The organism is Oscillibacter sp. GMB15532, assembly GCF_041020825.1.
Taxonomy (GTDB): domain Bacteria; phylum Bacillota; class Clostridia; order Oscillospirales; family Oscillospiraceae; genus Oscillibacter.
The window spans coordinates 257,260-282,391 of sequence record NZ_JBEVTO010000002.1; the positions used below are offsets into that span (position 1 = coordinate 257,260).

The following is a 25,132-nucleotide window of genomic DNA, read 5'->3' on the forward strand; positions in this document are numbered from 1 at the left end:
TACCATCGTCTTTTTTTGCCGTCAATAAACTACGCATAGAAAAAAAGGGTCTTTTTTTGGAATAACTGCCAAAAATCAGTCATAGAACTCCAAAAAGCGCCGTACACGCGGACGGCGCTTTTCGGAAGAATCATTATAATTGATGTGCGTCCCCGTGCCGCGCCGCATAAATCACGGGGGCCAGCAGCGCCGCCGCGATCAGCGCGGCAGTGATCACGGTGGAGGTGGAGGTAATCATCACCCCGGCAATGACCAGCAGCCCCGCTGCCATCCAGACGCGGGCGGCAAACAGATGAACCGCCCGCCACGCAGTGTCGCTGTGCTCCGTAGCGGAAAACCGCAGGGCAATCCGTGCATCTCTGGGGCAGTCCCACATGTGACCACCCAAAATCAGCAACAGCAGCCCCAGAATGCAGGGGGTTACAAACGGCAGCGCCAGGTCGCCGCCGGAGGACTGCAACATCATGCCGCTGCAAAACAGGACGGAAATCAAAGGAAAGCCCCACCTGCCCACCAGGCGTACATAGGGCTTGGGAATCGTCATGCGCTTTTGATTTGCCATGAGCTGCCCGTGGGCAATCAGGTTCATCAGGCACATAAAGCCCGGCAGGCCAAAGGCAACCACCCAGCGTGGAATGGAGTCGTCCTTATCGCCGCTTCCCACCAGTCCACTGGACACAATCTCCGGAATGCTGCTCCACAGGCGGGCGCCCAAAATCATGGGCAAAGCGCAGGCAATCAGCGTCACAGTCAGCAGCGCCGCCGCCTTCTCTTTTGAAATCTGCTTACCAAGAAGTTTCGCTGCGGCAATCTCCGCCTCCCGCTCCATGGCGGACTGCCTGTTCTTTTTTGATTTTTGACTGCTCATGGTAAAAACGATCCTCCTTCAGGCCCTCCTGGGCACAATCTGCAACGGGGGAATCATATCACACCTCCGGCGGCTTGTAAAGCAAGCCGCTACCTTGGGGAGCGGTTTTTTCTTCTTTTTCCAAGGGAGGTTTCCATGGCGGCAAGCCCCGGTTTCCCTCCCGGAATCCTGCCGGGTCCGTCAATCCTCCCGAGCCGGGGTCTGCCCACTTTCCTCCGCTGGGAACACTGCGGACCTATCAGGCTCCCTCGCGGGCAAGGCCTTTCCGGCCCCCCATGGAATCTGCGCCAGAATCACTGCCGTCAGCATCAATCCACAGCCAAAATACTCCCGTCCGTTCATGCGGTCGCCCAACAGCAGCGCCCCCGCCAACACGGCAAAAACGGCCTCAAGGCTCAGCAGCAGCGACACCACCGTGGGGTTCGAGTCCCGCTGGGCCAGAATTTGCAGCGTATAGGCCACGCCGCTGGAGAAAACACCCACATACAAAATAGGCCATACGCACGCTTGCAGCGCCTCCCATGAGGGCTGCTCCGCAGCCAGCATGCCCACTGCAGAAAAAACAGCCGCCACCAAAAATTGCGCGCAGGACAGTTCCACGCCATCCACCTTTTCGGTAAAATGGTCTATCATGAGAATGTGGGCGGAGAAGCAGAGGGAGCACAGGAACATGAAAAAGTCCCCCTCGGCGATGGCAAAGCCCTCCCGGATACACAGGAAGTAAAGCCCCACCACGGCCAGCGCCACGCTGGCCCAGACTTCCTTCCCCACCCTTTTCTTTAGAAAAATCCCCAGAATGGGAACAATCACGATATACAGCGCCGTGATAAATCCCGCCTTGCCGGAGGTGGTGGTTTCAAGACCCTTCTGCTGAAGATTGTTCCCCAGTGTCAGCGCCGCCCCGCAGCAAAGGCCGCTGAGCAGCAGCTCCCTGCGGTAATGGGGCCGGGGCTTGGCCTGTTCGCCAAAGTCCCGCTTTCGCCGGGCACGGAACAGGACCGCCAGTCCCAGCGTGAACACAAAGGCAACAAAAAACCTTGCGGCGTTAAAGGTGAAGGGCTGCACAAACTCCGTGCTGACGCTTTGGGCGACAAAAGCCGTTCCCCATATGAAGGCCGCCAGAATCGGAAATACGTTTTGGCGAATGAATGTGGTTTTTTGCATGGCTCTTGCTCCCATCCTTTAAAAATGATAAAATACCCGTATTATGCCAAGAAGGGCGGAGTCTCTCCGCCCAAAAGAATCGTAAAACCCAATTATTTTAACATCAGGAAGAAAAAATGGCAAGTCTTCCCCGAAATATTCTCCGGATGAAGCCGCAAGGCCCGCCCGGAAGCTGCCAAAAAGCCTTGCGGCTTTGACCGGAAAGAGAGGATCGCATATGTTTTTATTTGATATGGACGGTACGCTGATTGACTCCAACAGCATTTGGAAGGATGTGGACCGGGAATTTCTGGCCCGGCGCGGCCTGCCCTATACTCACGCATTTTACGAAGGCGTGGCCCACACCATCATGCCCAAGGCGGCTATCTTCACCAAGGCCCACTGCCATCTCCCCGAGTCCCCCGAGGAAATCATCAAAGAGTGGATGGAGCTTGCCGGAAGTCTCTATGAGCGCGTGTCCGTCAAGCCCGGCGTCCGGGCGTATTTGCGCCAATGCAAGGCGGAAGGACGACGGATGGCGGTGGTCACCAGCAGCGTACCCACCCATTGCCGCACGGCGCTGGGGCACCTGGAGCTGGATAAGTATTTCGAGCGCATTGTGCTGGCCCATGATCTGGGCCTTGAAAAGAAAGACCCAGACGTCTGGCTCCATGCCGCCGAAGCCTGCGGCGTAGAGCCGCAGGAATGCACCGTGTTCGACGACAGCATCGCCGCCTGCAAGGGCGCCCGCGCCGCCAAAATGCGGGTAGTTGGCGTTTACGACGGCTATTTCGCAAAGGACGAAGCGGAAATGCGTGGCTTTTGCGACGTGTATATCAAAAGCTTTGAAGAGCTGCTCTGGCCTCTAAAAAAATAAGCGGGCGAATCTTCCCAGCACAAACGGGCACGCGGGCGGCACGGGAGTTTCCGTGCCGCCCGTTTCAGTGTCCGAGCGCTGCTCATCGGTCTGTATGGGGGCTCCCGGTCATGTTTAAGCGGGTCACCCCCGCCCGCAAAAGGCGGCCGGAGACGGCCGCGGAAGGCTTATGCTCTGCGCCAGAGAAGCTTGCACTCGGAAAACTCCGCCGCCAGCTCCCCCTTGTCGTGGAGATAGGAGAGATAAGAGCGGACGGTGCTCCCCACCAGCACGTATTGGTTGAAATCCATGGTCAACTGATAGTGCTGGAAAATTTTCTGCAAGAGCTCCTCAAAGCAAAGCGGCTCCCCGCACAGCTCCAGAATCAGTCCGCAGATTTCCAGCACCTTGGCCCGGTTCAGCTCTGCCAGCGGGCGGATGTCCTCCGCTGGCTCGGCGTGGGCAGGGATGAAGAGACTGCCCTCCAGCGTCCCCAGCAAATCCAGGGTTTGAAGATATCCCGCCACATCGTAGATGAAATTGACATGGTACTTCTCCAGAATGTTCGCGCCAAAGAGGCAGTCCGCCAAAAACCACACGCCATCCTCCGTCTGAAAGCCGCACATGTCGAAAAAATGGCCGGGCAGCGGCAGCATGGTAAGCCCGTCCGGCAGAGTTTCCGCGGTCAGGGTCCGGCAGTCGCTGGGCTGGGCCAGCAAAAACTTATTGCGCAACTCCCGACAGGGATAGCCGCCGTACAAAAACGACGGCTCCAAAATCGGATATGTGGTGATAGCCGCATCAATCCCCGGTGCGTAAGCCGGAACGCCCAGCCGGGCTTGCAGCAGGTTGTTGCCGCCGTTGTGGTCGGCATTTGCGTGGGTATTGAGGATGCACCCCAGTGTCCAGCCTTGCGCTTCCAGAATCTTTTGGATTTTCCGTCCCGCGTCCTTGTCTCCTCCGCTGTCAATCAGCACCGCGTCACCGTCGTCTGGCTTCCAGATTCCCATTTTGGCAGGGCTTTGGATATAGTACGTGTGGGGGGCCGCCTGAATCAATTCATACATGGAAATCCCTCCTCTTTGCATCAAACACACTTTGCGTATCCGGATAATACCGTCTGCTCAGCAGCTGAATCAACAATTCCTCCCCGGCCGAAACGCACGCCGCCGCACACAGCACCGCCCAAAGCACTTCCGTATGCTCCCCAAACGGCAGCAGATAGGGCGCGCAGAACAGCGCCGCCCCGGTGAGCTTGTTCAGCCGCGTGTGATACGCGGCAAAGCGGCGGTATTTGTAAAAGCCAACGCCATAGGCCCCGCACCGCAGCACGGCCGCCGCCAACACCGGCCAAAGGCCCCAGTTCGGGCAGCGCTCCCTCAAAACCGGAAAAAGAACGATGAGCGCCGCCGCCAGAAACACGGCATCCGCGATGCTGTCCAGCACGGCCCCTTCCCGGGTCACGGTGCCGGTTCTGCGGGCTACCGGGCCATCCAGCATGTCCGTGACGCCTGCCATCGTATACAGAACATAAAATACCGGAGACAGGGGCGCGGCCCAGACCAGAGGAAAGGACAGCAGGATGCGGCCCGCCGTCAGAACGTTTGCGGGGCTTTTCATCAATGAATTCACGCGGAAATTCCCCACGGCTTCCCCTCCCGCCCTTTTTCCATCAGGATAGCACTTCGACCCAGAAGCGTCAACAAAAACGGGATTTTTATCCCTTCGCCTACGTGCCCAGTCTGTGTTGAGCAAGCGCGAAATATGAAACCCACGGTTGACCACGGCCCGGTTTTGTCCTAGAATAGATTCTGAGATTATAGAAAACTGGTGAACATATGACTGATTTCAATAAGCGTTTTATTGCCGCCCGGAAAGCTTTTATCTCCCGGGATCTTCGGCGGCTGAACCCCATGCAGCGGCAGGCCGCCATGACCACTGAGGGGCCTTTGCTTCTGCTGGCGGGGGCCGGGTCCGGCAAGACCACCGTTCTTATCCAGCGGGTGTACAACCTGCTGACCTATGGCCGGGGTGGGGACTGCGATGAGGTTTCCGAGGATCTCACGGAGGAGGATCTCGCGTTTTTGGAGAACCTTTCCGACGACCCAGAGCCGGAGGAGCGGCGGCGGGCCGTACGTCTTTGTGCAGTGGACCCGCCCCGTCCTTGGGAGATCATCGCCATCACCTTCACCAACAAGGCGGCGGGCGAGTTGAAAAACCGGCTGGCGGACCGGCTGGGGCCGGAGGCAAACGACATCTGGGCGTCCACCTTCCACTCCGCCTGCGTGCGCATCCTGCGGCGGGACATTGAGCGCATCGGCTTTCAGAAGGACTTCACCATTTATGACACCGACGACTCTAAGCGTGTCCTCAAGGACATTCTCAAAGAACTGGGCTACGACGAAAAGGCCTTTCCCCCCAGAGACTTACTGGGCATCATCAGCAAGTCCCGGGACCGTTTCGAGACGCCGAAGGAATTTGCAGAGCAGTATCAGAACTCCGGCGACTGGAAAATGACCCGCATTGCCAAGGTCTACGCCAAATACGTTGAAAAGCTCCGTTCCGCCAACGCGCTGGACTTTGACGACATTATTTTCCACACCGTGACCCTGCTTCAAAAGGACAAAGAGGTGCGGGAGTATTACCAGCGCAAATTCCGCTACGTGCTGGTGGACGAATATCAGGATACCAACCATTTGCAGTATCTTCTCACCTCTTTGCTGGCGGGCGGACGGAAAAACCTCTGCGTGGTGGGCGACGATGACCAGTCCATTTATCGCTTCCGGGGCGCGAACATCGAGAACATCCTGAATTTTGAGCAGCAGTACAAAAACGCCCGCACCATCCGTCTGGAGCAGAATTACCGCTCCACCCAGAACATTCTGGACGCGGCCAACGCCGTTATCAAAAACAACTGCGGACGCAAGGGAAAAACACTCTGGACGGACAACGGCAGCGGCGACAAGGTGGTAATCCGCACCAGTTACAGTGAGGCGGATGAGGCAAATTTCGTGGTGGGCGACATCATGATGCAGGTGAACCGCGGGCGGAAATTTTCCGAGTGCGCGGTGCTCTACCGCATGAACGCCCAGTCCAACGCGCTGGAATACGCACTGCGCCGCAACGGAATGCCATACAAGGTAGTGGGCGGTACCAAGTTCTACGACCGGGCGGAAGTGAAGGACATGCTGGCCTACCTCTGCGTGCTGAACAATCCGCTGGACGACCTGCGACTTCGCCGCATCGTCAACGTCCCAGTGCGCGGCATCGGTAATACCAGCATGGATAAAGCCTCTACCGTTGCGGCCCAGCAAGGAATTTCCCTTTACGAGGTAATGCGCAACGCGGACCTGTTTCCCGAGCTGAAAGCCCCCGCTCCCAAGCTCCTGAAATTTGCGGATTTAGTGGATGGGCTGAGAAAGCTGGGCAGCACCCTTGCCCTGCCGGAGTTTTACGATGCGGTGTGCGACCAGACTGGCTATGTCCGGGCCCTGGAGGAGAAAAACGACATGGAGAGCCGCGGCAGGCTGGAAAACGTGCAGGAGTTGAAATCCAGTATCGCGGCCTTCCTGGATGGAAGTCCCGAGGACCCCACCCTGTCGGGCTTTTTGAATGAAATCGCACTGTACACCGATCTGGACTCCATGGACGGCAGCGACGACTGCGTAACCCTTATGACCATCCACGCCGCAAAGGGCCTGGAATTTCCCAGCGTCTACGTGGTCGGCATGGAGGACGGCATCTTCCCCGGGATGAACGCCCTGTTCGATCAGGATGAACTAGAGGAGGAGCGGCGGCTCTGCTATGTGGCCATGACCCGGGCCAAGGAGCGGCTGACCCTGACCAACGCCCGTCAGCGGATGCTGTATGGCCGTACCAGCGCCAACCGCGCCTCCCAGTTTTTGGACGAGCTGCCGGAGGAAACCTATGAGTGGTTCGGAAAGCCGGAAGCACGAACTGCTTCTTTGGAAAGCGGCGGGAGCTGGGACAATTTTGGAGGCTCCTCCGATGGTTTTGGTGACAGCTTTGGCAGCAGTTTTTCCGGGCACGGGGGCAACGCTTCCAGTGGGTCTGGCGGCAGCTCCGGACGCGCGGGAGGTTTTTCCGGGCGGTCCGACAGCTTTGGCAGTGCTTCCCACAAAAACGGTGGCATCCGCACCTACCGCGACGGCAGCACACCTCCCCCGTCCGCGCCGAAAAGAGCGGCGGCCCCGTCAGAGCCTTTGATGGCAGTGGCACAGGGCGACACCGTGGAACACACCGCCTTTGGCAAAGGCGCGGTGCTGTCCGTTCGTCCCATGGGTGGTGACGCGCTGGTGGAAGTGGACTTTGAGGAAAAAGGCGTAAAAAAGCTGATGCTGAAATCCGCAGGTGCGCATATGAAAAAGCTCTGATCTGGTGAATCTGATTTAATTTTCCGAACGACAAAGAGGCCCTCCGGCGCAATGCGCCGGAGGGCCGTTCTTTTTTATCAAGGGCTTCACTAAAGCTTACGCCGCGAGAACTTCTCTCACCGAGCGTGCGTAAAAACGACCGCTTGCGGAGTATGCGCTGAAACTTTCCTCTTTGGCAGATACTTCGGCGCAACGTGCAGTCCCAAAACACAATTGTGAAAACGACCTGACAGGTTTATTTCACGCTTAGACGCTTAGACGCTTCACCGTCTCCTCCTCCGGCGTGATGTGCACTGTCTCGCAGGTGGTGTAAATCACCATGCCGGGCCTTGCCCCGGCAGGCTTTTTCACGTTTTTCACCTGTGTGAAATCCACAGGCACATTGCCGCTCTCCCGGGCCTGAGAGTACCACGCGGCAAGCATTGCCGCCTCCACGATACTCTCCCGATCCGGCTCTGCGCCGTCCGTGCGGAGAATGACGTGAGATCCATGAATTTTCTGTGTGTGAAGCCAGATATCCCGCCGATCCGCGTCGTGGGTCAGCCTGTCGTTTTGCCGGTTATTGCGGCCAACCAGCACCCGAAGCCCTGCCGTAGTGCGAAATTCCCGAGGCTTTGCGGGACGCTGAATGCCCCGCTTTTCCTTTCCCTTCTGGCGTAGAAAGCCCGCATCCTTCAGCTCCGCACGGATGTCGTTGAAATCCTGCTCCGTCTCTGCCTCCGCGATTTCCTCCAGCACGCTTTCGAGATACGCCGCGTCATGCCGCGCAATTTCCATTTGCTCTTTCAGGTATCTTTCGGCGGTTTTTGCCTTGGCATACCGCTTAAAATACTTTGCCGCGTTCTCCTGGGGCGTCAGCAGCGGGTCCAGCAAAATCTCGATCTCCCGATCCTCATCGTAGTAGTTTTCGCAAACTAGCTTCCGCTGTCCCTTCTCCATGCGATAGAGATTGGCAGTGATCAGCTCACCGCTCAGGCGTAGCGCGTCCCGGTCCTGCGTTGCAGCGTAATCTTTTTCCTGCATGGCAAGCTTTCGCCGCAGACGGTCCCGGGCATTGGTGGCGGCCCGAACCAGGTCGGCCCCCCGCTGGCGAATCCGCTCCTGCCTCTCCCGGGACTCATAAAAATCATCCAGCAGGTCGGAAAAGGTGGAATAGATGCGGCTTTCCGCCGCCGGACCGTATTGATCAATGGGAAAGCAGGAAAATTCCAGCGGTTTCCCGTCTCTCCAGACGGAAAACGGTGTAAATACATTTTCCTTAACATCGCTTTGAAATTCAACAATCTTCTCCCAAAACCGACGCTTTCCGATAGCATCCAGAGAAAACAGACGGCTGTCTGTCTCTCCTATCGTACGAAACGCCAGTTCCCGTGCAAGCAGCGGAGAAATACCAAAGTATCCGTCCAATAAAAACTCATCCAGCCGCCGCTCTGGGTTGGCTGCGGCCAGAAGAGAAAAGAAGTCGTCCTCCTCCGCCTCCAGCAGGCTTGTCTTCTCCATCGCAGGCGGATACTGATAAAAAAGCCCCGGCAGCACGGGCCGCCGGACGGACATGTCCGCGTCCACCCGGCGCAGACACTCCACAATCCGCCCCTCCCCGTCCAGCAGAATCACGTTGGAGTTACGGCCCATGGCCTCCAGCACCAGTGTCCGCTTTCCCGGCCGTCCGAAATCGTCGGTCACGTCCATCTCAAGCTCCACCAGCCGTTCCAGTCCCGGCTGGGTCAGCGCGGCGATCCGCCCCCCCACCAGATGCTTGCGCAGAAGCATGCAGAACATGGGCGGCTCCGTCGGGTTGTCTCGAAGTCGGCCGGTAATCTGGATGCGGGGATTGTTTCCGGCGGTAAGCAGCAGCCGCAGGCCGCCCCGCAGCAGCAAAACCACCTGATCCTTTGCGGGCTGCTGCACCTTGTCCACCCGCACGCCCAAAAGCTGACCCCGCAGCTCCTCCGCCACTGCCCGCAGACAGACCGCGTCCAGCGCCATATCAGATCTCCCCTTCCATCATCAGGCCAAACAGTTCGCTGACCCGGTCCCTCTGCCCAGACAGGTACAGCCAGCCCAGCAGCGCCTCCAGCGCCGTGGCCTCCGCATATTGGGCGCGGCTGGCGTGGCTGGGGACGGTGTGCACGTTGGCGTTGCGCCCCCGGCGAAACACCCCGGCCTCCTCCTCCGTCAGAACGGGCAGAATCTTTTCCGCCCGCGCCGCCTGAGACTCCGCCCGGACAATCGCCACGGTGGCACGATGCATCCCCTTGGCGGTGGCCTTTCCCCCAGCGCACAGCCAGGAGCGGACCAGCAGCTCAAACACCGCGTCCCCCACGTGGGCAAGGGCGATGCTGCTGACGGTCTGAAGCCGCCCTGTGGTCATGCGAATTTCAAAATGATTTTCCATTTGCTCTCCTTAACGTAAAAAAGATTTGCAATTGTGCAAATCCCCGTCTGTTTTCTGAATGATGCTACCACAGATGGAGAAAAAATTCAAGTCCCGCACCCCACAGCGTAGCGCCTGTCCCTTGGGCAGCAGGGTATGGACTGCGGAATCTGCTTTCTTCTCCGCAAAAAAACCGGAAAAAACCGTCTGGGCAAGCACTTCGGTTTTAGCGTTTTTTGTACGTAAAGAAAAAACGCAGGAGCAGCCTTCCGCCGCTCCTGCGCTTTTCATTTTAATATCATGTAACTCAGTTGGGAATAAACTGCAAATTGCAGTCCACGTTGCCAGCAAGGCCCGCCACACAACCCTTGCTGGTAAACTGCCAGTAGTCGGGCCGATAATAGAGTTGGGGATACAGCGCCGTGGATTCATTGGATTTATACTCCGGATACCAGACGGGGTAGCCGGACAGCACAGACAGATCGAATTTGTTGTAAGCTACATAGCTGCTGGTGTAGACCATAGCCCGATAGCCTGCGGCTTCAATCGTTTCGCTGAATGCCTTGGCGCAAGCGGTGGCCATCGCCGCGCTGGTTCCATACACCCGGTAGGTGCTGTCGTGCATCTCCCAGTCGTAGGCCACCGGGCCGGTAAGGCTCCGTCCGCCAAGAAGGCTGATGATATAATTAGCCTCTTCCACTGCCTCCGCCACCGTGATGGCCTGAGAGAAGAAGTAAACGCCGGTATCAATGCCCGCCGCCATGGCCCCGTCGATATTCCGCTCGTAAAACGCGTCCTTGTTCAGCGTGCCGGAGCCGGTGCCCCGGAAGCCAATCCGGACGAAAGCAAATTCTACGCCGTCGTTTCTGGCAGCGTTCCAGTCAATGTTGTTGCCCGAAATCGCGCGGTTTTGATAGGCGGAAACGTCGATACCGAAGCGGGTGGTAAAGTCCGTTCCGCTATACACCAGCCGTCCCGCGTCGTTCCAATAAAAGCTTCCCTGCCCAAAGGGATTCACCGGAACGCCGGGATAATTGGGGATCTTCTTACCGCTGCGATCGGTGATGTAATTCCAGTTCAGGTCCGGGACATTCTCCTCCGGCGTGGTGGTGCCGGGGACTTCTACCGGCGTGGTGGCATACTGGTCCACCGGAGCGCTGCCCAAATTGCGGACAGTTCCGCTCAAGGTCACGTCCTGAAGCACCACGCCGCCGGTCACGCCGGGGGCGATAATCAGGTCGCCCTTGATGCTCATGTTTTGCAGCGTGGCGCCGTCGGCGGCGTTCACCATGAGGGTCCCCGAAGAGTCGGAAGAGTAATCCCCGCTTTTTTGAATGAGGGTGTCAATCATATTGTTCAGCAGATTCACCAGCTCCGCCCGGGTGATCGGCTCCGTGGGGCGGAAATGGTTGTCCGCCCCCACGTCGGTGATGTAGCCCCGCTCCGCCATGGCGCTGAGATATCCTGTGGCGTAAATTTCAATATCTCCCGCGTCCGCATAGGGCAGCGCTGTCTGGGACTCGGTCAGCTGAAAGGCCCGCCCCACCATGGTGATGGCCTGCTGGCGGGTAATATTGGCGGTGAGCCGCGCGGCACCGTCAGTTCCCAGATACACGCCTGCCGCGTGAAGCCGCAGAATTGCGTCCTCCCAATAGGCTCCGGCGGTATCGCTGAATGCCCCTGCGGGGGAGCAGGCCTGATACTGTAAAAAGCGGTTCAGAATCCCCGCGAACGCACCCCGGGTAATGGGGTCGTCCGGGTGAAACGAGCCGTCCTCATATCCATTGAGCACACCGTACCGCTCACTCCATTTCTCAATGGCGCTCTGCGCCCAGTGGCCGGCTGCATCCGGAAACCCGGCTGCGGCCATGGGCTGCGTCAGCAGGGCGGCGGACAGCGCCAGCGCGGCAGCAGCGCGGTAAACACGAAATTTCGCCATAGACTCTCCCTTCACACTCGTCGAAATTTGTCGAATCAAATTTTAAAAAATGAGCTTTGGACCGGTGCGTACCGGCTCAAAGCCGTTTTTGCTTTTATTATGATAGAAAGCGGGCGCGGCACAGATGGTAAAACCCGCTCTTTCCACCTAAATTGAGGCAAGCTTGGCAAATCCTCATTCCCATGGGACATCCAGATATTGCCTGTCCCCCGGATATTATAACAAAAACTGTTTGCTTTGGTCAATCCAAAATTTTATGTAAACTTTTCCAGCCTCATCAAGTTTTTTATGAAGACTTACAATACAAAAAAGGGGGTCCGCCCGCGGGCGGACCCCCTTTCACAGGCTTTGGGTCGGTTATCGGACCTCCACCGCCCGGACGTATCCGGAATTGTCCGTATAGACCGTGGAAGTGGTAGCAAAGGCACGGGCCTCGTCCTGCGTAATCCACTGTCTGGTGGTTCTGTTGTAGTACAGGGCGTCGGAGGGAACGGTATAGCTTCGTCCACCCAGAATGACAGAGGTAAGACTGCTCCAGGCACTGTTGGCAATATTTTCAAACCTGGTCAAATTCAATATCTTGCTTACAGAGCCGTCTTTCCCAAGCTCTACGCCCACAAAGGTGCCGCTGGTAATGCCGCCGGAGATGTTCGAGATGTGGGTACCGTCGGGTCCAACGATCTCAATATACGTCCTCACAACGTTGCCGTCACTATCCAGATCTTCTCCATACTGCGCAATTCCATAGACATAGTCGCTGCCTGTGACGTTGGTCAGCACCAGCAGGTCCACGCGCCCGGCCCAGTTGGTTCGGGCATACAGCACGCCGGAGGACGGAATGCGGGAGCTTGAAAGCTGACTCAGGCTAATGGCCTTTATCCCATTCAGTGTGGACTGATAGATCGTCACATTTTCCGCCAGCAGCGCGCTGCCCAGCTTCTTTGCGGACACGTCCAGATCGCCGGTAGTACCACCGGACAGATAGGTCAGTCCGATTTGTCCCTTGTTGGTAGAGCTCACCGCGGCCAGCTGGCCCTTCAGACGACTCACTTCGCTGTCCTTCAGGGATACTTTCCCGGTGATGGTCAACCCGCACAGGAGGTTGACCGTAGCAGAACTGGAGGACACCTCCTGCACAATGCCCATGGCATTGCCGGAAGCTCCGGAGGTTCCCACTTCCACCGCGCCCGCCACCTGATTATCCTCGGTGAGCAGCAGCGTAATGACCTGACCCAGCTTCAGCTTGGACATGGTGTCTGCTGCGGTGGGCAGAACGGAGAACTCCGTCCCCATCAGTGTAATCTTACTGGGGTTTGTGACATTGGGCGAAGCATTTTCGTACACGCCCGTAATGCGGGTGTCACACACCCGGATAGAGTTCTCCGCAGGGTTGTAAACGGCCACGTCGTAGGGGCGCATATCGCTGGCCGTGGCGGAGGACCCATTTTTGTAGATGGAATAGCGGGTACTGCCATTGGCAAGGCCACTGAATCCCGCCGTGGACCCCTTTTCATAGACCACCACTGCGGCGGAGGATGCAGCGCTGACTCCCACGAAGATATACTCCACGCCGCCGCTGCCGCCGATATACAGCGTCACGGACGTGCCGGAGTGCAGCATTGTGTAGCCCGTTTCCCAGGTCTTCTGCTCTCCGTTCACCACCATGGCCGTATCGCCGTTGATGGTAAAGCTCTCGCCGGAGGCGGTGGTGAGCTTTACCGCGGTGCCGGAGGCAAAAATCACGGTGCGGCTGGAACCGGCAATCTCCGGAACAAAGGTCATGACCTTCCCTGCCTTGTTCAGGAGGAGCATTCCCTTCATGCCGTTCAATGCGCCGGTGGACACCTTACCTCCCGCGATGGAGTAGGACGTGGAGTTGCCCAGCCGCATAGCGGTGTCGCTGCCGTCAGGTGCGGTGGCGCTGGAGGTGGTGAGCATTCCCTCCACAGAGCTGGCAGCGATGGATGCTCCGTAGGACCCGCCGCCTTTCGCGTCACTGCGCAGAAGATTCACAAAGAGCCGCGCTGCCGCCCCCCGCGTAAGGGGGTTGGAAGCGACGGTGCTCAATCCGTCGGTAAGCCCCACAGTGGAGGCTGAGGCCATGTAGCCGTCCGGCCAGATGCCGCCCATGTCGGCGTCGGTATAGCCCAGCAGCCGCATCAGAATGGTGACGGCCTGCCCCACAGTGACCACCCGCTCAGGGTGGAATTTTCCGTCCATAAAGCCCTTGATGATGGAATTGTCCACCTTGTCCTCTCCGGTGGCGCCCCGGCTTGCGTCGGATGCCAGATTGATGTAGGGCGCGGCCCAGTGAGAGGGCTTCACATCCGGAAACACCGTGACGGTGCGATAGCGGCTGAGCTGGCTCTCTCCGTCCTTGATCACAAAGGTAGCCATTTTGCAAAACTGGGCCCGGGTCACCTGCCCCTCCGGGTTGAAGGTTCCACCACCGTATCCGTCCATGGCGCCCAGCAGTCGCAGGCATTCCGCCGCCACGGCGGTGGTGTGGTCACTGATATCGTTGAAGCTCGTCGTCGCAGACGCGGCGGCAGGCAGCGTTAACAGCGACACAGTCATGCACGCCGCCAGCAATAGGGATAAGATTCGTCTCTTCATTCTGGTTCTCCTTCTTTATTCCGCCCGCAGCGCTTCCACGGGCTGGAGCTTGGAGGCCTTGGCCGCCGGATAAATGCCGAATAGAATGCCCAGCGCCACAGACAGGGCAAACGCTCCCACAGTGATGTTCACCGAGGGCCAGATATCCATTTGCATCAGCAGCTTTCCTGCAATCCGGCTTCCCAGCGTACCGATCAGAATGCCGATGATGCCGCCGATGCCGCAGATCATGGCCGCCTCGATCAAAAATTGGGTGACGATGGACTGGCGCTCCGCGCCGATGGCCCTGCGAATGCCGATTTCCCTTGTCCGCTCGGTGACGGTGACCAGCATGATATTCATAATGCCGATGCCGCCCACCAGCAGACTAATGGCGGCAATTCCGCCCATCACCAAGCTCATCATCATGGCATATTCGTTGCTGCTCTGCTGCCACTGGTTTTCACTCTGGACCTGATACCAGCCCTTTTCATTATTCTGGCCCATCAGTCCCGTCATGAATCCAATGATGCGGGAGGTAGCCTCCACCGCATCGTCGGCGCTTTTCGCCTTCACGGAGAATTCATCCATCCGGGCGCTGGGCTGCAAGGTCCGGCTGACGCTATAGGGGAACACCATGATATTGTCCATGGACCAGCGGCTGTCCGGGTCCTTTTCCTTATAAACGCCCACCACGGTATAGGGCAGGCCGTTGACCTGCATCTCTTTTCCCACCGGGTCCACGTAATTGAAAAAGGTCTGTGCCGCCCGCGCCCCCAGGACGCAGACCTGCTTATACTCCTGAATATCAAGCAACGACAGGTCGCGGCCCTTTTGCAGCTCGAAATTGTTGCAAATCGAATACTGATCGCTGCCAAAGTAAAGCGTGGGGGGCATTTCAGTGTTCTGGCTGCCGCCCCCTCCGCCGCTGCTGGACACCGACACGCCGCCGCCCATATAGCTCATTCCGCCGTCTCCGCCCATTTTACTGCTGTTTTTGGTCCCGTAGACCACGGTGGCTGAAAACTGGCTGTTGGGCGTCACTCCATCCACGCTGTCGTTAAGCTGTAAACAGAAATCATACAGGTCCTGAAACACATCCTGCCCGTTGTTATAGTTGGCATAGACGGTGATCTTGTTGGTGCCCATGGCCGCCATCATTTCCATGCTCTTCTTGTTGGACCCGTTGATGACCGATACAATGGTCATGACGGAGGCGATTCCGATGATGATGCCAAGCATCGTCAGCGCGGACCGGCCCTTGTTTCCCAAAATGGATTTCAGCGCCATTTTCAGCGCCTGCCCAATTTTCATAGCCAATCCACCTCCTGGGGCCGGTCTTCAATCTTCTTTCCGTCGGCCAGACGCACCACCCGGCGGGCCGTGGCGGCAATGCCGTTGTCGTGGGTAATGAGGATGACGGTGCTGCCGTCCTTGTTAAGCTGCTGAAGAAATTTCAGCACTTCGCTTCCCGTGTGGGAATCCAGCGCGCCGGTAGGTTCGTCGGCCATTACGATGGGCGGCTTGGTGGAGATGGCACGGGCAATGGCCACCCGCTGCTGCTGGCCGCCGGACATCTCCGAGGGCTTATGCTTTGTGCGGTCCGCAAGGCCCACCTTCTCCAGCGCCTCCATGGCAAGCACCCGGCGCTTTTCCAGTCCAATACCCTGATAAATCAGGGGCAGCTCCACATTTTCCAGCACGCTGAGATTCTGCACCAGATTGTACTGCTGGAAAATAAAGCCGATTTGCTTATTGCGAATGTGGCTGAGCTCCTTATCGCTGAGTTCCCTTACGTTCACTCCGTCCAGCAGATAGTCTCCTCTGGTGGGAATATCAAGACAGCCCAGCACGTTCATCATGGTGGACTTTCCCGAGCCGGACTGGCCCACGATGGCCACAAACTCTCCCCGCTCAATGTCAAGGGAAATGCCGTCCAGCGCACGAACCTCGCTCTCCAGACCCTCCGCGTAGATTTTATAAATTTCTTTTAATTCGATTAGCATGGGCCTTACCATCCATAGGAGTTTTCCATCTGGGTGGTGGTGAACACGACGGTGCCCTCTTCCACGCCGGACTTAATCTCCACGTTATAGTTGTCGGAAATGCCGATTTCCACCGGCACAGGATAGTACCCCTCGGGCACCCCATCCACGGGAACCGCCAGCTCCACGGCGTTCTCCGGGGCCTTAGACGCCTTAATGAAAACCACATAGCCGGAGGTCCCGTCCGTAAACTGCGCGTTTTTCACGCTCTGGATGGGCAGCGTCAGGCAGTTGTCGTTCTGGCTGGCCACCAGCGTATAGGTGACGTTGCTGCCGCTCATGAGTGAACCGTCAAGGTTGTCCACGGAAACCACCATGGGATAGGCCGCCACGCCGTTTTCCACCTTGCTGTTAAGACTGACGGATTCCACCATTCCCATAAAGGGGGTTCCCCACTGGTCCAGATCCACCGACATTCCTGCCTTTACATAACTGATATTCCGCTCGTCCACTGTGGCGTCAATTAGAATGGTCGTGGTGTCGGCGATGGAGATAACCGTGGTATTTGCGGCAACCTCCGCTCCGGTGGTAAGGGCAAGCCCCATCACCGTTCCGTCGATGGGCGCCACGGCGCTGCAATTGTCCAGATTCTCCTCCGCGGTTTCCAGCGTCTTCTGCGCGTCCGTCAGGCTCTGCTCCAGAGAAAACAGCTCGTTCTCGCTGTTTTCTCCGTCAATCTGCACCAGCACCTTCCCGGGAGTCACATCCAGATAGTCCAGCAGTGCGGTAGAAACAATTGTTCCGTTAACAGTGGTTTTCAGATCAATGACACGGTTGTATTCCAGTGTGCCAGCCTCATAGGGGTACACGCTTTCGCCCCCCGCCGTCATCACGGCGGAGGCAACCATATCTCCGGTCAGCGTGCCGGGATTCTTAATGGAAAATTCCACCTCGAACAGCCGGGCGCCCTCCGGAGAAATCCGATCCACCATATGTACTGCGGAGACGGTGCCAGTAACATTCCCCATCAGCGAGGGAATGGACACGTCGGCGGTCTGCCCCACCCGGATGTCGCCCTCATAGGCATAGCTGTAATACTGCTGGAGCTTCATGGTTCGGTCGTCCACCAGCGTGGCTACCTTCGTGCCTTTGCTGATATCCTCGCCCACGTTCAGCTTCACGATATCCTTCAGCTTCCCGGCAAAGGGCGGGGTCAGATTCAAGCCCGCAATATCCTTCTGCATAGCATTGAGCTGCTTCTGATAGCCGTCCACATCCTTCCGGGCCTTCTCCACAGCGGTACGGGCAGTTTCGGAATCTATCACAAAGAGAGGCGTTCCCGCCGTGACCTGCTGGCCCTCGGTGACGAAAACCTCCTGCACCGTGCCAGAGGTGGTCAGGGTGATGGTTTTGCTCTCCTTGGCTTTGGTAATACCGCTTCCCTGCACAGTGGAGGTGATGGAATTGTACATCACCGTATCCTCCACCACCTCTGCCGCCGCCTGTGTGCCGCCGCCCAAAACTTTTGACAGCGCAATTACCACAACCAACGTCACGCCGCCGATGATTCCCCAGCGGATTAGCTTCTTTTTCTGCTTTGGCGTCATAGGCGGGCGCTTAGGCTTCTCCTTACCCGCTGAAACCTCGCCTACGGGTGCGCCTTCAACCCTGGATCCCGAGGTTTCAACCTCTTCCGGTGCGCCCTCCCCGTTTTTTATCGGATCTTTCACTTCTGCCATTTGCCGTTCCTTTCCCACAGAGCCGCCTGTGACAAAAAATAACTGTATCAATCAGGTTAATACAGTATGACGTGCAAATCAACAACAAAACAGTTACAGTTCAGGTGCCTGGCTGTTTTCAAGACTGATCCGCCGCCCGCAGTTTCTTACATTATTTATATGACGCAGGGCCAATCAAAAAAGTTTCCAAAAAACTTCGTTTTTCACAGCTTTTGATTTTCTATGGGAAAAAGCCCCGCCGATCAACGGCGGGGCTCTTCGAGCAAAAATTTTGCGGGAATCAGGCCACTGCGGCCTGATCCTTTCGGGCCGACAACCGCTGGAAAGCAACAATCCCAGCCATAATCGCGAAGCCCGTAACATCCGTCACGGTTCCGGGGATCATCATTCCCAGACCGCCAAGGATAAGCAAAATGCGGAGCACCCAGTTGATCTTCTTGTACAGGTATCCGCCAAGACCCGCCGCCACGCCAAACATTCCCAGCAGGGCGGTAATGGTAATAATGACCATGTCGTACCACTGTGCGTCGATTCCAAGCATTACAGGACTAAATGCAAAGATATACGGCACAATGAACGCCGAAATTGCCAGCCGTGTGGCGTTCACGCCGGTCTTCATGGGACTGGCCTTCGCAATCGCCGCGCCGGCATAAGCCGCCAGGGCCACAGGAGGCGTGATGTCCGCCACGATACCGAAGTAGAACACGAAGAAGTGAGCCACCATGATGGGGAAGCCCATCTGCACCAGAATCGGCGCACAGGTGGAGGCCATGATGCAATAGTTCGCCGTGGTGGGGACGCCCATGCCCAGAATGATGCAGGCGATCATGGTCAGGAACAGGGCGATCAAAGGAATCCCCATGGACGCAGCCAAAATGCCGCCCAGCAGCTTGGACGCAAGACCGGTGACGGTAATGCAGCCGGCGATCATACCTGCCATGGCGCAGGCCACAGCCACGGTAATCACGTTTTTGCCGCCGTTTTCCAGCGCGTCGATAATCTTGGTGAGGTTCAGCCGCTCATCCTTATTGATAAAGCCCACTACGATAGCGATCAGGATGGCCACGGCGGCGGAGAACTGCATGGTATAGGTGTTGGTGGATACCAGCACCACCAGAATAATCAGCGGCAGCAACAGGTACATTTTTTTCATCAATCCGCCGATTTTGGGCAGCTCGCTCTTGGGAATTCCCTTCAGGCCAAGGCGCTTTGCCTCCAAATGGACGGCGATGTAAATGCCGGCAAAGTACAAAAACGCGGGAAGAATTGCCCGCAGGGCAACCTGGGCATAGCTTACGCCGATGTACTCCGCCATCAAAAATGCGGCTGCACCCATGATGGGAGGCATAATCTGTCCGCCGGTGGAGGCCGCAGCTTCCACCGCGCCGGCAAATTCCGGCTGATAGCCGGTCTTTTTCATCATGGGAATGGTAACGGAGCCAGTGGTAACTGTGTTGCCCACGGAGGAGCCGGACACCATGCCGCACAAAGCGGAGGAAATGACCGCCACCTTGGCAGGGCCGCCGGACGCAGCGCCGCAGAGAGAGTTTGCAACCTGAATAAAGAAGTTCGCGATGCCCGTCCGCTCCAAGAATGCGCCGAAGATGATAAACACCACGATATACTTGGCACAGACGTTAATGGGCGTGGACATAATGCCGGAGGAGGTATAGAACAGGGTGTAAATGACCCGACGAATGACCATAAAGCCCGTCGCGTTGGGCGTTTGGAACATATTATAAAAAGTGTAGATCAGAAGGAGGCTCAATACAATTAGGATGGGCAGGCCAACACTTCGGCGGCACAGCTCCATCAGAGCCACAATTGCAACCAGACCCAGCACAATCATGTACGGCTCGATTCTGGCGGAAAGCTTGATAATCTGCACGGCGTTGGCTGCATAGTAGAAGAACGGCAAGGAGCCACACAACATTAAAATCACATCGTACCATGGCAGGCTGTTGACTTTCACGTTGCCCTTCTTCGCGGGATAGGTCAGATAACCCATAATGGCAATCAGACCCACAAATATGGTCAGCCGCTTTTCCGGCATGGCATTGCTGAACAAGGTCACCCAAATACTGTATACCGAGAATGCCACCATCAGCCAGCGGATCACCTGTTTGGGCATGCCCTCCCAGACCCGGACGTTGGATTCACGGTCATACTTTTTCATAACGGCTTCAACATCCGCCGCGGTGCCCACATCCACATTCTGTGCGATGTTCATGGCAGAGGTACCCTCTAAAGGACGCTCCTGATTTTCGTCCCCGGATTTGTCTTTAAATAAACTCATACCTTCTCCTTAACTCATGAGGTAAATACAGAAAGCGACCGCGGCGGGCGGATACCCGCCGCGGCCACTTGCATCTAAATGCTGATTTCCGATGTTTACTTCGTGGGAACGGTAATGCCCTTCTCGGCGAAATACTTGGCAGCGCCGGGATGATAGGGGACGGAGGTCACGGAAGCGGCAAACTCCACGTTCAGCTCGGTGCCCTTGGCATGCTGGGCGGAGATGGCGTCCAGATTCTCAAAGATGGTGGAGACAAACTCATAGATGGCCTGCTCGCTGACGTCGTCGCGGGCGACGACCACGGCGCCGACGGCCACGGTCTTGGTATCCACGTCCAGCCCCTCATAGGTGCCGGCGGGAATGGTGAACTCCGTGTAATAGGGAGAGGTTTCCAGAAGCTTTGCAATGTGCGCATCATCCAGGCTCACCAGATACACGCTCTTGGCGGTGGCCAGAGAGGTGATGGCGGTGGTGGGAGCACCGGCCACGACGAAGGCCGCGTCCAGCTTGCCGTCCTGCAGCGCGTCGGCACTGTCGCCGAAGCCCTGATAGGTGGGGTTGATGTCCTGCTCGGTCAGATCATAGGCGCCCAGAAGATCGATGGCGTTGTAGTACACGCCGGATCCGGCAGCACCGATGGAGACGTTCTTGCCTTTCAGGTCGGCAACCGTCTTGATGTCGGGGTTGGTAGTGACAATCTGCACCTGCTCCATGTAGAGGTTAGCCACGGTGGAGATGTCGGAAACAGCGCCGGTTTCGGCAAACAGATTGGTGCCCGCATACGCATAGGACATGACGTCGGACTGGGCAAAGCCCAACTGAGCCGCGCCGTCCTGCAGGTTCTCAATGTTGTTCTGAGAGCCGCCGGACTCGATGGCAGTCACGCTCATGCCGGTATTGCTGGTGACATACTGGCTCAGCACGCCGCCAAAGGCATAGTATGTACCCTGAGAACCACCGGTGGAGAAGATCAGCGAGTCGGTGGAACCGGCGGCCGCGCCGGAGGAAGCGGCTCCGCTGCCGGATGCCGCCGGAGGAGTGGTTCCCCCGTTGTTTCCGCAGCCTGAGAGGACAGAGGCCATCATCAAAGTGGCCAGGAGGAGAGACATCAGTTTTTTCATCGCAATACTCCTTTTCTTTCATTCAATCTGCTAGGGACTTGTTACATTGTAGCTTAATTATTGGAAAGTTTCAACATAGTTTTGGGCGATTTGTGCAAATTTTTTTCAAAACTATGAATTTTTCCTTGCAAAATGCCAAATTTATTCTTGCATGACTACAAATAAAATGCAGTCAAAATTTTTCCGGTATCCCTTTTCTTTATAAAAAATTTATAAAAAATTCATAAAAATTAAAGAATATGTGTAAAAATGATGAAAATAAATGCAGGACGGGTCGCGAAAAATTTTTTTCGCGACCCGTCCAATTTCTTCAAAACGGCAGGAATCTCATTTGTGCATTTTGACAGTTTTTCCCGTTATCGGATGGTCAAAAGCAGCTGTCCGCCTTTCACAGTCTCTCCCTCGGCCACCTGAACGGCTTCCACCGTGCCCGCCATGCGGGCAGTGATGGCGGTTTCCATCTTCATCGCCTCGATGGTGATAAGTGTCTGGTTCACCTCCACAGTGTCCCCTACCTTCACCTGCACCTTGCTCACCGCGCCGGGAATCGACGCGCCCACCTGGCTCTTGTCCTCCGGGTCAGCCATGGGAACCTTGACGATGTTTTTCTGCGCCTCCGCATCAGGAACCTGCACATCCCGGCGGATGCCGTTCAGCTCAAAGCTGACGGTGCGCATCCCCTCGGCGTCCACCTCGCCAAGGCCCAGATACTTAATCATCAGGGTCTTGCCGTCGGCAATGTTCACCTTATGCGTCTCCCCCACGGCCAGACCGTGGAAAAACACATGGCTGCCCAGACGGGTAACGTAGCCGTATTCCTTCTGGTCCCGCTTATAGTCCCGATAAACCTTGGGATACAGGCAGTAGGAAATCACGGACCGGTCAGCGGGCTCGGGGTCAAATTCTAGCATTTCCTTCCGCACCGCTTCAAAATCCACCGGCTTCAAAAGCTCGCCGGGGCGGCAGGTGATTGCCTTCTTCCCTTTCAGGACCACCTTTTGCAAATCTTTGGGGAAGCCCCACGCGGGCTGGCCCATCATGCCGGAGAAATAGCTCACCGCACTGTCGGGGAAAGCCAGGTTCGCGCCCTTTTCGACGATATTTTCCGCCGTCAGGCCGTTCTGGGTCATAAAGATAGCCAGATCGCCCACCATCTTGCTGGAGGGAGTCACCTTCACGATGTCTCCCAGAATGTCGTTGACCTTCCGGTAGTTCTCCTTCACGTCCCGGAACCGGTCCCCCAGTCCCAGAGATTCCACCTGCGGCTTGAGGTTGGTATACTGTCCGCCGGGAATTTCATAGCGGTAAATATCCGTGGCGGGGCATCTGATATCGGCCTCGAAGGAATCGTACCGGGTGCGCACGTCCTCCCAATAGTCCGTCAAGTACTGGAGCCGCTCCAAATCCATGCCAGTGTCCCGCTCGGTGCCCTGGAGCGCGGCAACCACCGCGTTCAGGGAGGGCTGGCTGGTCAGCGAGCTCATGGAGGAGATGGCAAGGTCCGCCACGTCCACCCCGGCCTCTGCCGCCATCAGCACCGCTGCCACCTGATTGCCGGAGGTGTTGTGGGTGTGAAGCTGAATAGGAATGCCGATCTCCTGCTTCAGCTCGGAAACCAGCTTTTTGGCGGCGTAGGGCTTCAGCAGGCCCGCCATGTCTTTAATGGCCAGCATGTGCGCGCCCCGCTTTTCAAGCTCCTTTGCCAAATGAATATAATACTTTAAGGTATACTTGTCCCGGGCCGGGTCCAGAATGTCCCCGGTGTAGCACACGGCAGCCTGACAGAGCTTCCCCTGTTTCAGCACCTCATCCATGGCCACTTCCATACCGGGAGTCCAGTTCAGGGAATCGAATACCCGGAACACGTCCACGCCGTTGATGGCGGCCTGCCGCACAAACTCCCGGATGACGTTGTCGGGATAGTTGGTATAGCCCACGGCGTTGGCGCCCCGCAGCAGCATTTGCAGCAGCAGGTTGGGCGCCTTTTCCCGGATCATGTTCAGCCGCTCCCAAGGGGATTCATGGAGGAACCGGTAGGCCACGTCAAAGGTGGCGCCGCCCCAGCACTCCAGAGAAAACGCGTCTGCCTCGATTTCAGAGGTAGCCTCCATGCTCTTCACGATGTCCCGCGTCCGTACGCGGGTGGCAAGCAGTGACTGGTGCGCATCCCGGGTGGTGGTGTCGCAGACCAGAAGCTTTTTCTGCTCCAACACCCACTTGGCAACAGCTTCGGGGCCTTTGGCGTCCAGCATTTGCTTTAAGCCGTCGGGCCGCTCCCCGGTGACGGGCGGATACCGGGGATCTTCATAGAGCTTCTGGGGGCCCTGCTCCTTCACCACGATGTTGGCAATGTATTTCAGCATCTTGGTGGCCCGATCCTGCCCCTCGTCCAGCTCGAACAGGCTGGGGGTTTCGTCGATATACTTGGTGTGGCAGCCGCCTGCCCGGAATACCTCGTCGTGGAGGATGTTCAGAATAAAGGCGAGGTTTGTTTTCACGCCCCGGACATGCACCTCCCGCACGGCGCGGATGGCCTTGCGGCACACGCCCTCAAAGGTGGAGTCCCATGTGGTGACCTTCACCAGCAGGGAATCATAGTAAGGAGAGATCACCGCGCCGGCATAGGCGTTTCCGTCCAGCCGCACGCCAAAGCCACCGCCGGAGCGGTAGGCCGTGATTTTTCCGGTATCGGGGGCAAAGCCGTTGGCCGGGTCCTCGGTGGTGACGCGGCACTGAATGGCGTATCCGTTCCTGTGCACGTCGGACTGCTTTTTGATTCCGATGCGGGGGTCGCTGAGGGGGCAGCCCTGCGCAATCAGAATCTGAGAGCGCACAAGGTCCACGCCGGTGACCATTTCGGTGACGGTGTGCTCCACCTGAATACGGGGGTTCATCTCAATAAAGTAGTGATGGCCCTCTTTGTCCACCAGGAATTCCAGCGTTCCAGCGTTGGTATAGCCCACCTGCTTGGCGATTTTCACGGCGTCGTCATACAGCGCCCGGCGCACCTCCTCTGATACGGAGAACGCGGGGGTGAACTCCACCACCTTTTGATACCGCCGCTGGAGCGAGCAGTCCCGCTCGTAGAGATGAACCACGTTTCCGTGCTCGTCACCCAGCACCTGAATCTCAATGTGCTTGGGCTGAACCAGAAACTTTTCCATGAAAATGTCGTCGTTGCCAAAGGCCTTTTTCGCCTCAGACTTCACGAGGTCGTAGTTAACGCCCACTTCCTCCACGGTGTCGCACCGGCGCATACCACGCCCACCGCCGCCGGCGGCGGCCTTGAGAATCACCGGGAAGCCAAACTCCATGGCAAGCTTCTGTGCGGCCTGCCGGTCAGCAATCGGGTCCTTGGTTCCAGGTGTGGTGGGCACGCCGCACTCGATAGCCAGCGCCTTGGCGGACAGCTTGTCGCCCATCATGTCCAGCAGCTTGGAATTGGGTCCGATAAACTTGATGCCCGCTTCCTCGCAGGCCCGGGCAAAATCGCCGTTCTCGCTCAAAAAGCCATAGCCGGGATGGATGGCGTCCGCCCCGTGCTTTTTTGCAAGCTCAATGATGCGGGGAATGTCCAGATACGCCCCCAGAGGGCTTTCGTTCTCCCCGATGAGATAGGATTCGTCCGCCGCTGTGCGGAACAGGCCATACATATCCTCGTTGGAATAAATGGCAATGGTCTGCAAGCCCAGATCGTGGCATGCGCGGAACACGCGCATGGCAATTTCACCGCGGTTGGCCACCAGCACCTTTTTAAATTCTCTGCCCATGGTTCTCCTTCCTTTCCCCGCACACCTCAGGTGCGGGACGGCTCTTTCCCTT

17 protein-coding genes are annotated in these 25,132 nt (G+C 57.2%); 2 read left to right on the forward strand and 15 right to left on the reverse strand.

Going from position 1 to position 25,132, the window contains the following annotated elements; all coding sequences use genetic code 11:
* Nucleotides 1-133: 133 nt before the first annotated feature.
* Both ABVS15_RS03775 and ABVS15_RS03780 read right to left on the reverse strand, forming a co-directional pair.
* On the reverse strand, nucleotides 134-868 hold the full coding sequence (locus ABVS15_RS03775) for an SdpI family protein (protein WP_369282419.1): 735 nt from the start codon (nucleotides 866-868) through the stop codon (nucleotides 134-136).
* Between the two features lie 180 nt (nucleotides 869-1,048).
* Nucleotides 1,049-2,032, reverse strand: coding sequence for a DMT family transporter (locus tag ABVS15_RS03780; protein ID WP_369282420.1), 984 nt, complete (start codon nucleotides 2,030-2,032; stop codon nucleotides 1,049-1,051).
* A 217-nt stretch (nucleotides 2,033-2,249) separates the two neighbouring features.
* Between ABVS15_RS03780 and ABVS15_RS03785 the strand changes: the two genes are divergently transcribed.
* Nucleotides 2,250-2,888 (forward strand): HAD family hydrolase, encoded by a 639-nt coding sequence (locus tag ABVS15_RS03785; RefSeq protein WP_369282421.1) that lies wholly within the window; start codon nucleotides 2,250-2,252, stop codon nucleotides 2,886-2,888.
* Between the two features lie 167 nt (nucleotides 2,889-3,055).
* Here the strand turns inward: ABVS15_RS03785 and ABVS15_RS03790 are convergent, their stop codons facing one another.
* A complete protein-coding gene (locus ABVS15_RS03790) occupies nucleotides 3,056-3,934 on the reverse strand; it encodes an MBL fold metallo-hydrolase (RefSeq protein WP_369282422.1) in 879 nt (292 codons plus the stop codon).
* On the reverse strand, nucleotides 3,927-4,514 hold the full coding sequence (locus tag ABVS15_RS03795) for a CDP-alcohol phosphatidyltransferase family protein (RefSeq protein ID WP_369282423.1): 588 nt from the start codon (nucleotides 4,512-4,514) through the stop codon (nucleotides 3,927-3,929). The genes ABVS15_RS03790 and ABVS15_RS03795 overlap by 8 nt, the downstream gene beginning before the upstream one ends.
* A gap of 191 nt (nucleotides 4,515-4,705) precedes the next feature.
* Here ABVS15_RS03795 and ABVS15_RS03800 point away from each other — a divergent pair, with 191 nt between their 5' ends.
* The gene (locus ABVS15_RS03800; RefSeq protein ID WP_369282424.1) at nucleotides 4,706-7,261 is read left to right on the forward strand and encodes an ATP-dependent helicase; all 2,556 of its coding nucleotides are present in this window, start codon (nucleotides 4,706-4,708) and stop codon (nucleotides 7,259-7,261) included.
* A gap of 246 nt (nucleotides 7,262-7,507) precedes the next feature.
* On the opposite strand, the gene ABVS15_RS03805 is transcribed toward ABVS15_RS03800, so the two are convergent.
* The 11 genes from ABVS15_RS03805 to ABVS15_RS03855 form a co-directional block, all read right to left on the reverse strand.
* A complete protein-coding gene (locus tag ABVS15_RS03805; protein ID WP_369282425.1) occupies nucleotides 7,508-9,247 on the reverse strand; it encodes an NFACT family protein in 1,740 nt (579 codons plus the stop codon).
* A gap of 1 nt (nucleotide 9,248) precedes the next feature.
* Nucleotides 9,249-9,656, reverse strand: coding sequence for a Mini-ribonuclease 3 (locus tag ABVS15_RS03810; protein WP_369282426.1), 408 nt, complete (start codon nucleotides 9,654-9,656; stop codon nucleotides 9,249-9,251).
* 9 nt (nucleotides 9,657-9,665) lie between these two features.
* Nucleotides 9,666-9,986 (reverse strand): hypothetical protein, encoded by a 321-nt coding sequence (locus ABVS15_RS03815; protein ID WP_369282541.1) that lies wholly within the window; start codon nucleotides 9,984-9,986, stop codon nucleotides 9,666-9,668.
* Complete coding sequence (locus ABVS15_RS03820; RefSeq protein WP_369282427.1) at nucleotides 9,943-11,574, reverse strand: GH25 family lysozyme; 1,632 nt, start codon at nucleotides 11,572-11,574, stop codon at nucleotides 9,943-9,945. Before ABVS15_RS03820 ends, ABVS15_RS03815 begins: the two co-directional genes overlap by 44 nt.
* Before the next feature lie 357 nt (nucleotides 11,575-11,931).
* Nucleotides 11,932-14,190 (reverse strand): S-layer homology domain-containing protein, encoded by a 2,259-nt coding sequence (locus ABVS15_RS03825; RefSeq protein ID WP_369282428.1) that lies wholly within the window; start codon nucleotides 14,188-14,190, stop codon nucleotides 11,932-11,934.
* A 15-nt stretch (nucleotides 14,191-14,205) separates the two neighbouring features.
* A complete protein-coding gene (locus ABVS15_RS03830) occupies nucleotides 14,206-15,483 on the reverse strand; it encodes an ABC transporter permease (protein ID WP_369282429.1) in 1,278 nt (425 codons plus the stop codon).
* Nucleotides 15,480-16,175: an ABC transporter ATP-binding protein gene (locus ABVS15_RS03835; protein WP_369282430.1), complete on the reverse strand. Its 696-nt coding sequence runs from the start codon at nucleotides 16,173-16,175 to the stop codon at nucleotides 15,480-15,482. Before ABVS15_RS03835 ends, ABVS15_RS03830 begins: the two co-directional genes overlap by 4 nt.
* 5 nt (nucleotides 16,176-16,180) lie before the next feature.
* Nucleotides 16,181-17,893: an efflux RND transporter periplasmic adaptor subunit gene (locus tag ABVS15_RS03840; protein WP_369282431.1), complete on the reverse strand. Its 1,713-nt coding sequence runs from the start codon at nucleotides 17,891-17,893 to the stop codon at nucleotides 16,181-16,183.
* Nucleotides 17,894-18,173: 280 nt separating this feature from the next.
* Entirely contained in the window at nucleotides 18,174-20,189 is a 2,016-nt protein-coding gene (locus ABVS15_RS03845; RefSeq protein ID WP_369282432.1) for a TRAP transporter permease, read from the reverse strand.
* A 95-nt stretch (nucleotides 20,190-20,284) separates the two neighbouring features.
* The gene (locus ABVS15_RS03850) at nucleotides 20,285-21,310 is read right to left on the reverse strand and encodes a TAXI family TRAP transporter solute-binding subunit (RefSeq protein ID WP_369282433.1); all 1,026 of its coding nucleotides are present in this window, start codon (nucleotides 21,308-21,310) and stop codon (nucleotides 20,285-20,287) included.
* Between the two features lie 356 nt (nucleotides 21,311-21,666).
* Nucleotides 21,667-25,080, reverse strand: a complete 3,414-nt coding sequence (locus ABVS15_RS03855; RefSeq protein WP_369282434.1) for a pyruvate carboxylase — start codon at nucleotides 25,078-25,080, stop codon at nucleotides 21,667-21,669.
* Nucleotides 25,081-25,132 lie beyond the last annotated feature (52 nt).

What these genes read in the sequence shown, in the direction of transcription:
- ABVS15_RS03840 (WP_369282431.1), bottom strand. Translation starts at nt 17,893, where the DNA reads ATGGCAGAAGTGAAAGATCCGATAAAAAACGGGGAGGGCGCACCGGAA.
- ABVS15_RS03820 (WP_369282427.1), bottom strand. Translation starts at nt 11,574, where the DNA reads ATGGCGAAATTTCGTGTTTACCGCGCTGCTGCCGCGCTGGCGCTGTCC.
- ABVS15_RS03850 (WP_369282433.1), bottom strand. Translation starts at nt 21,310, where the DNA reads ATGAAAAAACTGATGTCTCTCCTCCTGGCCACTTTGATGATGGCCTCT.
- ABVS15_RS03775 (WP_369282419.1), bottom strand. Translation starts at nt 868, where the DNA reads ATGAGCAGTCAAAAATCAAAAAAGAACAGGCAGTCCGCCATGGAGCGG.
- ABVS15_RS03790 (WP_369282422.1), bottom strand. Translation starts at nt 3,934, where the DNA reads ATGTATGAATTGATTCAGGCGGCCCCCCACACGTACTATATCCAAAGC.
- ABVS15_RS03835 (WP_369282430.1), bottom strand. Translation starts at nt 16,175, where the DNA reads ATGCTAATCGAATTAAAAGAAATTTATAAAATCTACGCGGAGGGTCTG.
- ABVS15_RS03845 (WP_369282432.1), bottom strand. Translation starts at nt 20,189, where the DNA reads ATGAGTTTATTTAAAGACAAATCCGGGGACGAAAATCAGGAGCGTCCT.
- ABVS15_RS03810 (WP_369282426.1), bottom strand. Translation starts at nt 9,656, where the DNA reads ATGGAAAATCATTTTGAAATTCGCATGACCACAGGGCGGCTTCAGACC.
- ABVS15_RS03855 (WP_369282434.1), bottom strand. Translation starts at nt 25,080, where the DNA reads ATGGGCAGAGAATTTAAAAAGGTGCTGGTGGCCAACCGCGGTGAAATT.
- ABVS15_RS03780 (WP_369282420.1), bottom strand. Translation starts at nt 2,032, where the DNA reads ATGCAAAAAACCACATTCATTCGCCAAAACGTATTTCCGATTCTGGCG.
- ABVS15_RS03800 (WP_369282424.1), top strand. Translation starts at nt 4,706, where the DNA reads ATGACTGATTTCAATAAGCGTTTTATTGCCGCCCGGAAAGCTTTTATC.
- ABVS15_RS03830 (WP_369282429.1), bottom strand. Translation starts at nt 15,483, where the DNA reads ATGAAAATTGGGCAGGCGCTGAAAATGGCGCTGAAATCCATTTTGGGA.
- ABVS15_RS03825 (WP_369282428.1), bottom strand. Translation starts at nt 14,190, where the DNA reads ATGAAGAGACGAATCTTATCCCTATTGCTGGCGGCGTGCATGACTGTG.
- ABVS15_RS03785 (WP_369282421.1), top strand. Translation starts at nt 2,250, where the DNA reads ATGTTTTTATTTGATATGGACGGTACGCTGATTGACTCCAACAGCATT.
- ABVS15_RS03805 (WP_369282425.1), bottom strand. Translation starts at nt 9,247, where the DNA reads ATGGCGCTGGACGCGGTCTGTCTGCGGGCAGTGGCGGAGGAGCTGCGG.